This is a genomic window from Chryseobacterium sp. 2P (genome assembly GCF_059579425.1).
Genome location: NZ_CM184194.1, coordinates 1,009,154 through 1,023,718 on the forward strand (window position 1 = coordinate 1,009,154; position 14,565 = coordinate 1,023,718).

A 14,565-nucleotide genomic window follows, 5' to 3' on the forward strand; every position below is an offset into this window, starting at 1 on the left:
ATAAAAACATAAAAAAAAGCTGCTCAAAACGAACAGCTTTTAAATTTATTTCAAAACCTCAACTTCAATCGCACTGTCATCAAAAACTTTGATAAACGCTTTCGTGTAATCCTCCTTCGTTGCAAAATTCGGATTTTCCATAAATTTCTGCGGGTTGATCGCAAAAAGCGGGAACCACGTTGAAGAAATCTGAATCTGGATTTTATGTCCCTTTTTAAAAGTATGCACCACATCCTGCAATCTGAAATTCACCGCTGTTTTCTGGTTCGGAACCAAGGCTTCCGCTTTTTCTCTCGAATTTCTGAATCTTGCCGGCATAATTTCACTTCTTACCATCTGATGATAATTTCCATAGATCACCCCGTCTTTTTTCTCAGCAGGTTTAAAATCTTCAGGATAAACATCAATTAATTTTACCGCAAAATCTGCATCCGTAGAAGTGGAAGCAATATTTAATTTTGCCATAATTTCTCCTGCAAACGTAATGTCATCCGTCAGAACATCCGTTGTAAACGTTAAAACATCGGGTCTTCCTTCTGCAAATCTCTGGTCTTCCGACATATAATTTCTTGGCGTAAAACCGTTGAAATCTTTTAAATTATCAGAGCTTAAAACCGGATTATTCGGATCGCTGTAGTATTCTGAAGAAACTTGTCCCGCTGTGTTTTTCAAAGTTCCTTTTGATAAATAGAAATTCACTTTCTGTGCTTCTTTCGGCGGATAGGTTGCAAACTCTCTCCATTGTTTTGCACCGGTGTCGTACATCAAGGCTTCCGGTAAACCTGCATCCTGTTTTGTATTTCCTTTCAGATAATGATTAAAGAATTTTGTTTCCACATTTTTCTGATAATACGTTGCAATGCTGTCTCCGAAATAAATCTGGTTGTGGAAATGTTTTCCCTGTTCATATGCCCAGGCTCCGTGAGAAAAAGGTCCCATTACAATTGTGTTTTTCGCTTTCGGGCTTGTTTTTTCAATGGTTTTATAAATATTTAAAGGTCCTGAAAGATCTTCCGCATCAAACCATCCTCCCACAGTCATTACCGCATGATTTACGTTTTTAAGATGAGGCAATAAACTTCTTTTCTGCCAGAATTCATCGTAATTCGTGTGGTTCATTATTTCCGTCATGAAGAAATTATCCTTGTAGTACTTTTCATAACCGTCTTTTAAAGTTCCCATGTCTCTGTAAAATTTCAGACCGTCTTCAGAAGTCGCTTTAATCATAGAATCAGAATACCATGCTTTATTTTCCGGCTTTGTTTTCTGAACGCCGAAAACAGGGAAGGTTCTGAAATAGCCCATCATAAATCTTCCGTTATGAAGAAAATCGTCATTCCAGAAATCTGAAATCGGCGCCTGTGGAGAAGAAGCTACCAAAGCAGGATGTTCAGCTAAAATTCCGACTGCGGTATAAAATCCGGGATAAGAAGTTCCGTATTGTCCTACCTTTCCGTTATTGTCTTTGATGTTTTTCAATAACCAATCGATGGTGTCGTAGGTATCGGTACTTTCATCAACGTCTTTTTTCGTTTTATGATCCACCTGCGGCGTCATATTGGTGAACGTTCCTTCACTCATGTATCTTCCGCGAACATCCTGAAACACAAAGATATATTTGTCTTTCATCAGATATTGGTTCGGTCCCAGTTTGGTTCTGTACTCGTTTTCACCATAAGGAGCAACGCTGTAGCAGGTTCTCTGCATCAGAAAAGGATATTTGTTCTTGTTGGAAATATCCTTTGGAATGTACACCGAAGTAAACAGTTTTACTCCGTCGCGCATCGGGATATACATCTCCTTTTTAATAAAATTATCCTTTACAAAAGTATCGGGTTGCTGTTTAGTCTGAGAATTTCCAAAAACAAACAGAAAAACAAACAAAATCGAAAAGTGAATCTTCATTGTTTAAAATTTGCAGCTAATTTAATCATAAAATGGTTTTTAACACAAAGTTTTAACAACAGGTTATTATTCGGGCGAAGGAAGAATCTAAATTAAATATTTTTTTATGGATCTTTTATTTTAAACTTTACCACAAAAAATGCAAAAGATTTAAACACTTTGGTTTTTTAAGTTTAATACTTAAATGGAAAAAAGATCACATAAGTTAAAAAAAATCAAAGATTTTAACAAAAGAGATTCAAATAAAATTACTTTTTCTTTCCTCCAAATTTATTCAGTTTCATTACCAGAGAAAACATCACATACCTTTTCAATATCAAATCTTCTCTGTCTTCCACGCCGGAAGCGGAAATTGTTCTGGTGACACTTTGGTTTTGGTTGAGAACATCATACACTTTTACACGCGCAGTAAGCTGTTTTTTTAAAAAAGTATAACTTACACTAGAATTTAAAAAATAAAAATCCCTCTTGAAACCGGGTGAGATATTCGAACTTGTGTTGTATTCAAAATCGTTTTCAAAGACAAGATTGGTTTTAAAAAAATAATTCGTGAGCTCCAGACTGAAATTCTGGGACGTATTTTTAATACTTTCAATGCTGTAATTTTGATATCCTGAAAAATTATAATTGATGCTGTAAGATGGTTTTACTGTAATTTTATCCTTCTTTTCATAGGTAATATTAATTCCCGGACTGAAATTGTAAGAGTTTCCTGTGAATTGCTGTCCGTTAATAAAACCCCTGTTAAAACTGTAACTAAATCCTGATCTTGGTCTTACATTCAGTTTATGGTCTTCCCATTTATACGTTTTTCCCAGACCTGCAATGAAATTGACGCTTTTATTTCCGCTGATGTTCGCGTAAGTCACAAACTGCTTTCCGGAATCATCATAATACGAATAATTCGTTGTGTTATTGTTGTTGTACACAAAACTGAAATTGAAATAATAGTTTAAATTTTTCTGAATATTATAATTGTTGAAATAAACATTTGTACTATTCATCCATGAATTTTTCAAATCAGGATTTCCTTTGTATGTTACCAGAGGATTGGATTCATCTACATACGGAATCAGGTTTGCAGAAGATGGGATGGTGAAATAGGATAAATTGGTAATGCTTACATTGGAAGTCTGGCTGAAGTTGTAAATCAGTCCGAAATTGTATTTCGGAAGCGCAAAATTTCGCTGAAGCTCATAATTTTGTCCGTTGAAAGTGGAATGATAATTCAGATCCGTAAGATTTAAACCTAAAGAAGTCCACATTTTCAGCATTTTTTTATCTAAATTAAAACTGATCTCCGGCGAAAGCTGATTGTTTTTTTCATCCGAGCTGTTGGATAAAGCCAGATTGTACACCGTATATTTTCCGGTAGCGGTATCAAAATCATTAACAATTCTTTCATTCACCGAATTTCTCGAATTATACTCCATACTGATCGTCACACTTGCAGAATCCGAAACAGGTTCCGTATATTTTGCATTAAATGAATAATTGTTATTCTGATTTTTACTTTGGCTCAACTGATTTCTTACATCTCTTTTCGCAACATTTTCCACTCCATTTTCAAAAAATAAAGTACCGGAATTGATGAGGTTATTGTTTTTACTCTGCTGAATCGAAGTAATTAAATCGGCATAAAAACTTCTGTTTTTCTTTCTGAATTTTCTTGCGTAATGAAGATTAGGCGAGAAACTGTTGTTTTCGAAGTCCGTTACAGTAGAAGACTGACTTTTATTTAAAAGTTCATCATTCTTAAAAGTCGCTGAATTTCCCGTTCTGAAATTATTTGATTTTGTAAAAGAAAACGACGGCGAAAAAGAAATCGTACTGATTGTATCCGGCTTTATTTTCAAAGTAGAATTTAGTGTGTATTGCTCTCTGTCATTTTCAGCTTGGTTTTCAGAGTCTGTTTTTAAATTCGAATCCGGAAGAAAAGTGGTTTTGGAAACTTTTGAAGCTGTTTCAAGATTGGTCGTATTGCGTTTGATTACCAGTTCCTCAATTTCGACTTCTTTACCCAGTTTATCATTGTAATTTACTCCGATCATCGAAGATTTCTGAATTCCCAGCTTTGAGTTTTTACCATTGTCATCATCCATAGAAACACCCTGCGAATTGATATTATTGGCATAACCCAGCAAACTGATCTTGGTTTTATCTTTAAAATAATTAATCAGTCCTTTTTCGTCATACCGTTTATCCGAACCGTAACCTGCAGAAATTTTTGAAACCCAGCCTTTGTTTTTCTTCTCATCAATATTGAAATTAATGGTTTTGTTCTGTGATTTAGGCGTTTTTCCCGTAAGTTCCTCTTCTTTGGTTTTAGTGGTGGTAAACTGAATGTTTTTAATGATATCGGCAGGAAGATTTTTTAACGCAATTTTTCCGTCTTTATCGAAAAAAGGCTTTCCGTTCACCATGATCTGGTCAGCTTCTTTTCCGTTGATGGTAATTTTTCCGTTGTTGTCGATTTCCACGCCATCAATATTTTTGAGCAGTTCTTCAATATTACTGTCGGGACGAACTTTGATAGCTTTTGCGTTGTATTCAACCGTATCTTTTTTAATTTTAATCGGCGAAACGGTAATTTTTACCTCTTCAATATCCGAAATCTGGTTTTTATCCAACTGGATGTCTCCCAGATCAATAGATTTGTCGATGGTATAGAATTTTGTGGAATAAGAAATTAATTTTTCAGCATCAATCTGTAGGATTGTAGGTTCATTAAGTTCTTTGGTTTTTATTGCAAACAGACCTTCCCTGTTAGAAGCTGTATAATCGACTAATGAAGAGTCTTTCTGTTTTAAAAGATAAATGGTTGCATTCTCCACAGGTTTTTTTTCAAAATCTGTAATTTTTCCTTTAATGACGTACTTTTGTCCGCTCAGCATAAGAAAGCCAGACAAAAAGAACAGCAACCATAAGATTTTCTTCATTGAATGTTTTTGAACGCGCTAAAATATAAAAAAAACATCCCCGAAAAGGGATGTTCCTATTTTAAATATTGTTAAATCTTTACAATTAAGCTCTCAAATATCTTGAGTAAGCATAACCTTCCTGCCCGTCTTCAGTTTTTACTTTCCACCAGTCATCTGATGTCTGCTCAACCAAAGTCACAGAAGAACCTTTTGCTGCTTTACCTACAACTGCGGCATCCGTAGAAGGTTCCTGTCTGATGTTCAGATTAGATTCGTCCGTTGCAACCGTAAGAGCTGCACCTGCTGCCAAACCTGAAACCTGTACATCAATATTGATGTCTGAAGCAGAATATGTAGAATCAATTGCCCCTAAAGCGTTCCAGACCGCATCTTTCGCTGCTGTGTTGGAAGCACTCCCTGAAACGTAAAGAATTCCGTCCTGTTCCTGAACCTGAAGATTAGAAATCCCTGCAGACTGAGCTGCCGAAACTACACTTGAATATTTATCTTGTAATGTGCTCATCTCCGGATTATTTTACAGTATACTTATAATTTACTTTACCCACTTTCAAAGCATCAACAGATTCTTTTACTTTTCTTGCATCAGCAGAAGATACGCTTCCTGTAAGAGTAAGTTCTCCGTTTACTACTTCAACTTTTACCCCCGGAATATCTTTTACGGCATCCTGTACTTTTTGCTGTACCATCGGATCTACCGCGCTTTTAGTTTCCACAGGAGCTACAGCAGGTGCAGCAGGAGCTACAGTCGCCATATCCATTACTTCTTTAACACCGGTAATGGCTTTCAGTTGCTTAATCATTGCATCTTTTGCCTCCTGAGTTTCGAAAGTCCCGCTCAGGTGTGCAACTCCGTCCTTCACCTCTACAGAAGCACTAGGATTTGCTGTTACTACCGTAGTAGCCTGCGTTTGAAGATCGGCATCAGAAACTTTCTTTTTACAAGAAACAGCTCCGAAAGATACAGCTATAGCTAATGCAGCCATTGCGATCGTTTTTTTCATAGTTGTATATTTTTTTATGTTGTTAATACAAGTAAATGTAATAATAAAATTTGTACCAAAAGGATAAAATTCAAATAAATTTTTGTAAATTTTTCTACAATATTTTATTAATCAGATAATTAATTTTAAATCGTGTTTGATTTAACATAATATTATTTGTGAAGGAAATGAAATCTTCCTGCCAATTGTAAAAATATTATATTTGCGAATCTTGAAACATATATATGAAAGGACAGAATAAACTTTTTATAGCAATTATTATTGCACTCGTGATCGGTGTGGGAATCGGCGGACTTGTACACACACAATATCCGGAAAGTGCAGAATCTTTTTCTAAAAATATAAAACTTCTGGGAACGGTGTTCATCCGTCTCGTTCAGATGATTATTGCTCCGTTAGTTTTCACAACTCTTGTCGTAGGAATTGCCAAGATGAGCGATATTAAAATGATCGGAAGAGTAGGGACGAAAGCGATGCTGTGGTTTATTTCTGCCTCATTAATTTCATTATTCATTGGATTAATGCTGGTAAACTGGCTTGAACCGGGACACGTTACCAAACTTCCGATTCAGGATGCTGCTTCCGCAGAAGAATTATTGAAAACCAGCAAAGGTTTCTCTATGGAAGACTTTGTAAAACATATTATTCCTAAAAGTATTTTCGAAGCTTTTGCAACCAATGAAGTATTACAGATTGTTGTATTTTCCATCATGTTCGGAATTGCTCTTGCCAATTTAGGTGAAGAATATTCTCAGCCTGTTATCAAACTATTCGACATTATAGCACACGGAATCCTGAAAATGGTAGGATACATCATGTGGTTTGCGCCGCTTGGAGTTTTAGGTGCTATTGCTGCGGTAGTCGCGACCAATGGTTTTGAGATTTTTAAAGTCTATGCCATTTATTTAAGAGATTTTTTCTTCGCTTTAGGCGTACTTTGGCTGGTGCTTTTACTGGTTGGATATTTAATTTTAGGCAACCGTCTTTTCGAATTGTTAAAAAGAATAAAAGAACCATTGCTGATTGCTTTCTCAACGACGAGTTCAGAAGCGGTTTTCCCAAAATTGGTGGAAGAACTGGAGCGATTTGGCTGTAACAACAGAGTAGTATCGTTTATTTTACCTTTAGGATACTCTTTTAATCTGGACGGAAGCATGATGTACATGACGTTTGCATCAATTTTCATCGCTCAGATCTACGGAATTGAAATGACGGTAGGACAACAGATTACAATGCTTCTGGTATTGATGTTAACTTCAAAAGGAATCGCGGGAGTTCCAAGAGCTTCTTTAGTAATTATTGTAGCAACCTGTTCCATGTTCGGCATTCCGCCGGAAGGAATTGCTTTAATTCTGCCAATCGACCATTTCTGCGATATGGGAAGAAGTATGACCAACGTTCTCGGAAATGCTTTGGCAACCTCAGCGGTTTCTAAGTGGGAAGGACAGTTGGAAAATCATGGTGGAAATCTGTAATTAATGATTGAAAAGTCAATTTCACTTCGTTTGTGAAATGTGAATTATTAAAGAGAAAGTTTACAAGCAAAACGGATTCACCATTGACGATTCATATCTTATAAAAATCAAGCTAGGCTGTGATTGGTCAATAGTGAATTCTTAATTTTCATTATTGACCATTTATTTTTGACCACGACTTCTAATCACGTAACCATTGCTATCATTTGCCGAGTAAAACGCCATTGCGACCGAAAAATATTTTCAATCCGATTAAATAAAATCTTTGCGATCTTTGTTTTAAGAAAAAGATTCTTCCCTACGCTGCGCTTCGATCAGAATGACAGCTCCATGTTAAAGAAATTTAATTCAAAAATTAGCAATAATAAAAATTAGAATGATACTGTTATCATTTGCTGAGTGAAACGCCTTAGCGAACGAAGAATATTTTCAATCCTTTTAAATATAATCTTTGCGATCTTTGTGTTAAATAAGATTCAAAACAATCAAATGAATTTACAAAACTATAAAAACTCAATTACAGAAAACGGTTTTACAGTTATCGACAATATTTTTTCCGATGAAGAAATTGAAAAGATCGGTGAAGTCATCCAAAATATAGATACTTCTAAAGAAACTTTCAGAAAGTCGGAAGATCTTTTTGCCATCCGACAGTTTTTAAAGGAAATTCCTGAAGTAAAAGATTTGATTTTTAATGAAAATTTAAGAACAATCATCAAAGAAATTTTCGGCGAAAAATATTTTGTGGTAAAAAGTATTTATTTTGATAAACCTGAAAAATCAAACTGGTATGTTGCTTATCATCAGGATTTAACAATTTCTGTTGATAAAAAGTTGGAAATTGAAGATTTCGGACCATGGACAACGAAACAAAATCAGTTTGCGGTTCAGCCTCCTTTGAATATTTTGGAAAATATTTTCACCATAAGAATTCATCTGGATGAAACGAATGAAAACAATGGAGCACTCAAAGTGATACCGAAATCCCACGCCAAAGGAATTTACAGACCGGAAACCATCGATTGGAACGCAGAAACTGAAACCATCTGCAATGTCGAAAAAGGCGGAATTATGATTATGAAACCTTTACTTCTTCACGGTTCCAACCGAACAACAAACGGCAGAAAAAGAAGAGTGATCCACATTGAATTTTCTGATATGGAATTACCTTCAGAACTGAATTGGTCGGAAAGAATTGTACATTAGAGACTATTAGAAAAAAACAAATTATTTGTATTTTTCCACAACTTTACTCAGATAAACTTTGTATTTTTCACTTATCGGAATTCGTTCGCTGCCAATCATGAGACTATTTTTCCCGATACTCTGAACGTGTCTTAATGATATGATGTGAGAATTGTGGATCCGGATAAAATTTTCAGACTCAATTTTCTCCATAATTGATTTCATGGTCTGATGAACGATCAGCTTTCGGGTTTCCGTGTAGATAATGATGTAGTCTTTCAGCGCATTGATGCGGGTAATCTCGCTTAAATTCAGTCTTACATCTTCATTATTGGATCGTACAAAGATAAACGAATCCTGAAAAAGATTCTGTGTACTTTTTTCCTGTATTATTTTAGAGTTATTCAGTTTATTGTAACTTTTGTAGACCGCTTTAAGAAATCTATCAAAAGAAAATGGTTTCAGCAGATAATCTGTAACATCCATTTCGAATCCCTGTACAGCACAGTCATCATAAGCAGTTGTAATAATAACCTCTGGAAGTCTGTTGAAACTTTTTAAAAATTCTATCCCCGTAATGTTGGGAAGATTGATGTCCAGAAAAATAAGATCCACACTTGTGGTCTGCAAAGTCTGTATGGTTTCCTGAATATCGTAGCAGTTTTTTACCAGATTCAGGAAAGGTATTCTTGAGATATATTCTTCAATTACATGATGAGCAAGACCTTCATCATCTACAATTATGCAATTCATTTATCAATTCAGTTGAAGTTTCAAATTTACTTTATATTCAGAACCGTTATTATCAATTTGTAAATCGTATTTATCAGGATAAAGCAAGTTCAGCTTCATTTTTGTATTTTCAATTCCCAGTTTACTGTCTTCGTTGCTCTCATAGCTTTTGTTTTCATAAAAATTACTGATGAAAAAATTCAGCGTTCCGTTTTCCAGATGGACTTTGATTTCCAGACGTCCTTTCTTCAGATCGGCATATTTAAAAGCATTTTCTACAAAGGTAAGAAGTAGAAGGGGTTCAATCTCATAAGCATCAAAGTTACCATAAAATTCATAATTCATGTTATTGAATTTACTGAAGCGGATGGACTGTATTTCGATGTATTTTTTAATATTTGAAATCTCATCGTTCAGATTATTCTTAAGTGTACTTTTGGTGTTCAGCACATAACGCATAATGTCAGACAGAATTAAGATTACTCTCGGGGTATCTTTAGACTGAATAATAGATAATGAATAAATACTGTTGAGTGCATTAAAAAAGAAATGAGGATTTATCTGCTCCCTAAGAATTTTCAGCTCACTGGATTGCCTTTCAAATTCCAGCGCTTTTATTTTTTTTCCGTTTTCGATCCATTTATCTACAAAAAAAAGCAGAGTACTGAAGATAATAGAGAAAATTCCTATTTTAAAAAAGATATCGTAAATATTCGTTCCTTTACGAAGAGGAAGCATTTTTCCGGTCTTAGAAAAATCTTTCGTGTTAAATGGGGGGTGTTTCGGCATTGGAGGCAAAAAAATAATCATGAGACCAACATAAATGATGATAAATGAAATGGTGATGATGAATATTTTTTTCGGAGTCTGACGAATGAGAAAAGGTAAAAACAGATAATAATGGATGTAAAACAAAATGATAGATACCATGAAAATCTTGATATTCATCAGAAAAAGAAAGTTTCCGAAAACAGAATAATCCATAATCAGCTTAAAAAAGATGAGGATGATCCAAATGATCCAGTGGTAGATGTAAGTGCTTCGTAGTTTTTTAAAAAAAGTGGTCATAAAATGAGTCTGTTTGTCTGGTTACACAAATTCCCTCAATAAAACTATTGAAGGAATTTTCATTGTAATTAAAGCATCTAATACGCTATCTTCATAGAGTCTAGTTCATGTGTAGAAATTCTTGGGAACATCTTTTTTTCAATTTTGTTCATTACAAGATCAGCCGTTTTCTGCGCATCTTCTTTGTTTTTAAATGTTTTTTCTCCCTCTATTGCAGGAATAAACGGCTGATTGATTATAACTTTTTGTTTTTTTAAAATCTGATATCCGTATCCTGAATTTTGCTTCGTAACCTTAATCTCCAGACCTGTACTTTTCTTACCGCAGCTAATAAGTAGAATTCCACAGCAAAGCAAAAGCCGGATCATTGTTTTAATCATCATCATTTTCGCTTTCATTAGGACGAAATACCCAAATATCATCAAAGTAAGAAGATCCACTGTTTCCTGTAAGAACGTAGCCATAATTTCCTATGGAAAACGCACAGGCACTTTCTCTGGAAGATCCTTCAAAGGAGGTTCTCTGTGTCCAGTCGTTCGTAGAAGGATCATATTCCCATGTGGTATTGGTAACACTTCCGGTAGATCCTGTAGCTACATAGCCCAAACCGTTTGCTGAAAATGCGGCTGTAGAAACACGGTTTTGCGAATCGTCGTCATTACTGGTATCGACTTTTCGTGTCCATGTTTCAGAGATGGGATCAAAAGCCCAGAAATCGGATACCAGACTTCCGTTGTTACTTCCGAATCCTACATATGCCACATTATTGATTACAAACGTAGCTCCGTCTCTTCTTTTTGAACCTCCTAAACTGTTGATGGAACTCCATGATGAGGTAGACTCGTCATATTTATAAAAGTCTTTCAGTTCGCTTCCGTCATATCCTGTTCCCACATATCCTTTGTTTTCGATACCGAATGCCAGCGCAGCATATCTTGCTGTTCCCGGAAAATCTGTAATCTGGCTCCATGTGTTGGATGAAGGATCATATTTATAAAAATCTTTTAACTTATTCAGTCCATCGTATCCCGTTCCTACATATCCGTAGGAAGAGGTTGCGAAACCTACTGCGGAACTTCTTTTAGCTCCCGGGAAATCGGCTTTCTGCGTCCAGGCATTTACATTGGGATCATAACTCCATAAATCATTATAATAATATTCCCCATCATATCCTCCGGTGATATATCCTTTTCCGTTTACTACAAATGCAGATGCATTAGAGCGGGGTTTGCCGTCCAGATCAGAAACTCTTACCCAGTTTCCTATCAGTTCATCATCATCGTCATCATTTCGGCAGCTTACAGCTAAAAATGTCCCTGCAAGAGTGAGTGCTAAAATTGAAAGTTTACCATTCATTATTCATTCTTTTTTTGTGCAAATGAATCTAATTCTCAAGTATTCTGAAAATTTTTTAGACGAACACGGTTTTTTTGTAGGCGAATGGGCATCTATTGAAGATAGATTCTCTGTTTTTTACAAAATTTACAGATATCCGGATATTTTTCTCAACCGTCTACAACTCGAGGGCAACGGAAGAATAAATTTTATCTTAATATGAACTTAATGATATGTTTGCTGAAAAAAGATGTATAAATATTTTTTATTGTGTTTTTCGCTGTTCCTTTTATTTTCCTGTGAGGACGAAAGCAACACCTATGAAGTGGGAAGCTCCTGGATGGATGCGGAATCTAAAATTGTTATGATTGATACTCTCACCATGAAGATGTCTACCGTTATGAAAGATTCTGTAGTAACATCAGGGAAAAGTGTAATGATGATCGGAGCCATCAATGACCAGACTTTCGGAAGGGTAAATTCTTCTTCTCTTTTTGAACTGACACCCGAAAGCTATACGCTGTCTTCGCCTACAACTGCGGTTTTCGATTCTATTGTGATGTATCTTACGAACACAAATTTTTATTACGGAGATACTCTTAGTTCTTACAAACTGAATGTTTATCCTTTAACAGACCGTATTAAACTGAACAACGGATATCTTTACAGCAAAAGCCACTTTAATTATTCTTCTAATTCCATAGGAGAGGCGGTGTTTTTTCCGAGACCCAATACAGACAGCAGCTACGTGAAGATAAAACTGGATCAGTCTTTCGGACAATCGCTCTTTAATACGCTTAAAAATAGTGATGTAACCACTCAGGAATATTTTCTTAACTTTTATAAAGGTCTTGCTTTAGTACCTTCCTCTAATAATAATGCGATGCTGCGTTTCGGAATTAATTCCTCGTATGAGGTTCAGATCAATAAAAGTACAAAAGAGAAGGTTTCCAACATTGTGAGAATGTATTATCACACCGCATCACAAAACGGTACGGAGCCTGTAAAGTATACACTGGATCTTAATCCGAGTACAACCTATCAATATAACAAAATACAAAGTGATTTTACAGGATCCCAATTGGATGGGCTTTCTTCATCAAAACCCATTTATTCTGCAAATTTGGGGAACAGAGCCTACATGATGGCAGGGATAGGAGTGTATACAAGGATAGAAATTCCTTATCTGAAGTCTTTGAAGAATGTATATCAGAATTATAAAATTATCGATGCCACATTGTCTCTGAGTCCGGTGGCCGGATATTATTCCGATAACTTTTATAATCCTTCACCTCTTTATTATTATCTGGGAGATAAATTTAACAATATTGTAAGCACTTACACCTCAGACGGGAGTACGGAAATTGCAACGAGTCTTTCAGCCGGCAGCGAATTTCAGAATGAACATACTTACAATTTTTCCGTGAAGAGCTATGTAAACACCATACTGTCAGAATCGGCAAATTCTAATTATAATATTTTAATGTATCCATCTTCATATGCAGATGTTCTTTGCGGAAGGTTAGTTACAGGAGACCAAAAAAATAAAACAAATCCGGCGAAACTGAAGGTGTATATGCTGGGATATTAAATGCAAGATTAATTTTATGAACAAGAAAAATAAAACAACGGCAGGTATTTTATTCTCATGCATTTTTACTTCTGTAATGTATGCCCAAAACTCTTCACCATATTCCTATTTCGGAATTGGAGGTTTTAATAACGTAGATGATGCACGAAATATCGCTTTGGGAAATACAGGAATTGCTTTGGAGGCTCCGGATTATATCAACTCTAAAAATCAGGCTTCAATGACGGATCTTAGCTCCAGAAATGTTGTTTTCAATGTAAGCGGGATCTTGAAGTATAATACTATTTCAAGCAATTTGGGATCAGACAACAGGCTGAACTCTAACTTTACAAACTTCAGCGCTGTCTTAAGAATTTCCAGAAAAGCATTTATTGGGATCAGTATGCAGCCTACCACTTCTTCGGATTATAAGATTTCTTCCACTATTCCTATCGAAGGTACGGTAAGCGAATATCCTGTGACGTACGAAGGAAGCGGAGGACTATCGAAGTGGGGAATAAGTCTGGCGTATAAAATTAATGATAACTGGAGTCTGGGCGGGAAGGTAAACAATAATTTCGGAACCATTTACAGGAAAGAAACTATCTCTACGACTACAGAAGTTGAAATCAACAGAAGCGTAAGATATACAGGTTTTAGTTACAATTTGGGGACGCAGTATAAAAAAGAATTTGGTGATAATTTTAAACTTACTCTTGGAGGAATTGTGAATTTTGGGAGTAAACTCGTTTCAAAACGGGAGGTTTCTTACACGGAAGATAAGGATTATACCAATACCGTTACTTCCGGTCTTTCTTCCAGAGACTCTTCATTACCTTTTGAGATGGGAGCGGGAGTAGGAATTCTTGCGAAGGAAAAATACAGGATGACTTTCGATTTCAGACAAAGCAACTGGGATAAAGTAAAAAATACAGAAACGTCTGAACAGTACTACAGACAGAATGTTTACGGTCTGGGACTGGAGATCTTGCCTGCGAAAAAGAGATTTGAAAAATTATCGGAAGCCTTTGTGTATCGTTTCGGAGTAAATTATGATACCGGATATTACAAAATTAATAAAGTTAAAATAGATAAGCTGGAGTTTACCGCCGGTTTGGGAATTCCTCTGAATCGTGTTAATCTTAACGTAAGCTACGGTTATGGCATTCACGGATTACAGCAAAATGTTTCCATTAAAGAAAATTACCACATGTTAAGCATCAGCATGAATGTTCTTGATACCTGGTTTAAGAAGAAATATATAGATTAAATTATTTTCAGGGCAAAAATAAAAAAGGCTGTCTTTGATTCTAAGACAGCCTTTTTTTCAGAAACAGTTTAACTTTTTTATG

Annotated in this window: 12 protein-coding genes; 4 read left to right on the forward strand and 8 right to left on the reverse strand. The window is 35.6% G+C overall.

The features are described 5' to 3' along the window. Positions 1–45 precede the first annotated feature (45 nt). From AC52CF_RS04540 to AC52CF_RS04555, 4 genes are all read right to left on the reverse strand, one after another. Positions 46–1,905, reverse strand: a complete 1,860-nt coding sequence (locus AC52CF_RS04540) for a CocE/NonD family hydrolase (protein ID WP_496517901.1) — start codon at positions 1,903–1,905, stop codon at positions 46–48. Positions 1,906–2,153: 248 nt separating this feature from the next. Beyond that, a complete protein-coding gene (locus AC52CF_RS04545) occupies positions 2,154–4,844 on the reverse strand; it encodes an outer membrane beta-barrel protein (RefSeq protein ID WP_496517902.1) in 2,691 nt (896 codons plus the stop codon). Between the two features lie 85 nt (positions 4,845–4,929). Further along, positions 4,930–5,349 (reverse strand): SH3 domain-containing protein, encoded by a 420-nt coding sequence (locus tag AC52CF_RS04550; RefSeq protein WP_076395538.1) that lies wholly within the window; start codon positions 5,347–5,349, stop codon positions 4,930–4,932. A gap of 7 nt (positions 5,350–5,356) precedes the next feature. Then, complete coding sequence (locus tag AC52CF_RS04555; protein ID WP_087709183.1) at positions 5,357–5,848, reverse strand: BON domain-containing protein; 492 nt, start codon at positions 5,846–5,848, stop codon at positions 5,357–5,359. Positions 5,849–6,072: 224 nt separating this feature from the next. Between AC52CF_RS04555 and AC52CF_RS04560 the strand changes: the two genes are divergently transcribed. Together AC52CF_RS04560 and AC52CF_RS04565 are read left to right on the forward strand one after the other, a co-directional pair. Beyond that, positions 6,073–7,323 carry a dicarboxylate/amino acid:cation symporter gene (locus tag AC52CF_RS04560; RefSeq protein ID WP_214590593.1) on the forward strand — a complete coding sequence of 417 codons (1,251 nt, stop codon included), beginning with the start codon at positions 6,073–6,075 and terminating at the stop codon, positions 7,321–7,323. Positions 7,324–7,812: 489 nt separating this feature from the next. Next, positions 7,813–8,529, forward strand: a complete 717-nt coding sequence (locus tag AC52CF_RS04565; protein WP_496517903.1) for a phytanoyl-CoA dioxygenase family protein — start codon at positions 7,813–7,815, stop codon at positions 8,527–8,529. Between the two features lie 21 nt (positions 8,530–8,550). Here the strand turns inward: AC52CF_RS04565 and AC52CF_RS04570 are convergent, their stop codons facing one another. The 4 genes from AC52CF_RS04570 to AC52CF_RS04585 all read right to left on the reverse strand — a co-directional run bounded on the left by AC52CF_RS04570 (position 8,551) and on the right by AC52CF_RS04585 (position 11,664). Beyond that, positions 8,551–9,261, reverse strand: a complete 711-nt coding sequence (locus AC52CF_RS04570; protein ID WP_496517904.1) for a LytR/AlgR family response regulator transcription factor — start codon at positions 9,259–9,261, stop codon at positions 8,551–8,553. 3 nt (positions 9,262–9,264) lie between these two features. Then, on the reverse strand, positions 9,265–10,308 hold the full coding sequence (locus tag AC52CF_RS04575) for a sensor histidine kinase (protein ID WP_496517905.1): 1,044 nt from the start codon (positions 10,306–10,308) through the stop codon (positions 9,265–9,267). Between the two features lie 77 nt (positions 10,309–10,385). Beyond that, positions 10,386–10,691 (reverse strand): DUF4907 domain-containing protein, encoded by a 306-nt coding sequence (locus AC52CF_RS04580; RefSeq protein WP_214590589.1) that lies wholly within the window; start codon positions 10,689–10,691, stop codon positions 10,386–10,388. Beyond that, positions 10,681–11,664 carry a Kelch repeat-containing protein gene (locus tag AC52CF_RS04585; protein WP_214590588.1) on the reverse strand — a complete coding sequence of 328 codons (984 nt, stop codon included), beginning with the start codon at positions 11,662–11,664 and terminating at the stop codon, positions 10,681–10,683. The genes AC52CF_RS04580 and AC52CF_RS04585 overlap by 11 nt, the downstream gene beginning before the upstream one ends. A 229-nt stretch (positions 11,665–11,893) precedes the next feature. Here AC52CF_RS04585 and AC52CF_RS04590 point away from each other — a divergent pair, with 229 nt between their 5' ends. Further along, the gene (locus AC52CF_RS04590; protein WP_375181621.1) at positions 11,894–13,234 is read left to right on the forward strand and encodes a DUF4270 family protein; all 1,341 of its coding nucleotides are present in this window, start codon (positions 11,894–11,896) and stop codon (positions 13,232–13,234) included. A 16-nt stretch (positions 13,235–13,250) separates the two neighbouring features. Continuing rightward, positions 13,251–14,483: a BamG family beta-barrel-assembly machinery protein gene (gene bamG, locus AC52CF_RS04595; protein ID WP_375191143.1), complete on the forward strand. Its 1,233-nt coding sequence runs from the start codon at positions 13,251–13,253 to the stop codon at positions 14,481–14,483. Positions 14,484–14,565 lie beyond the last annotated feature (82 nt).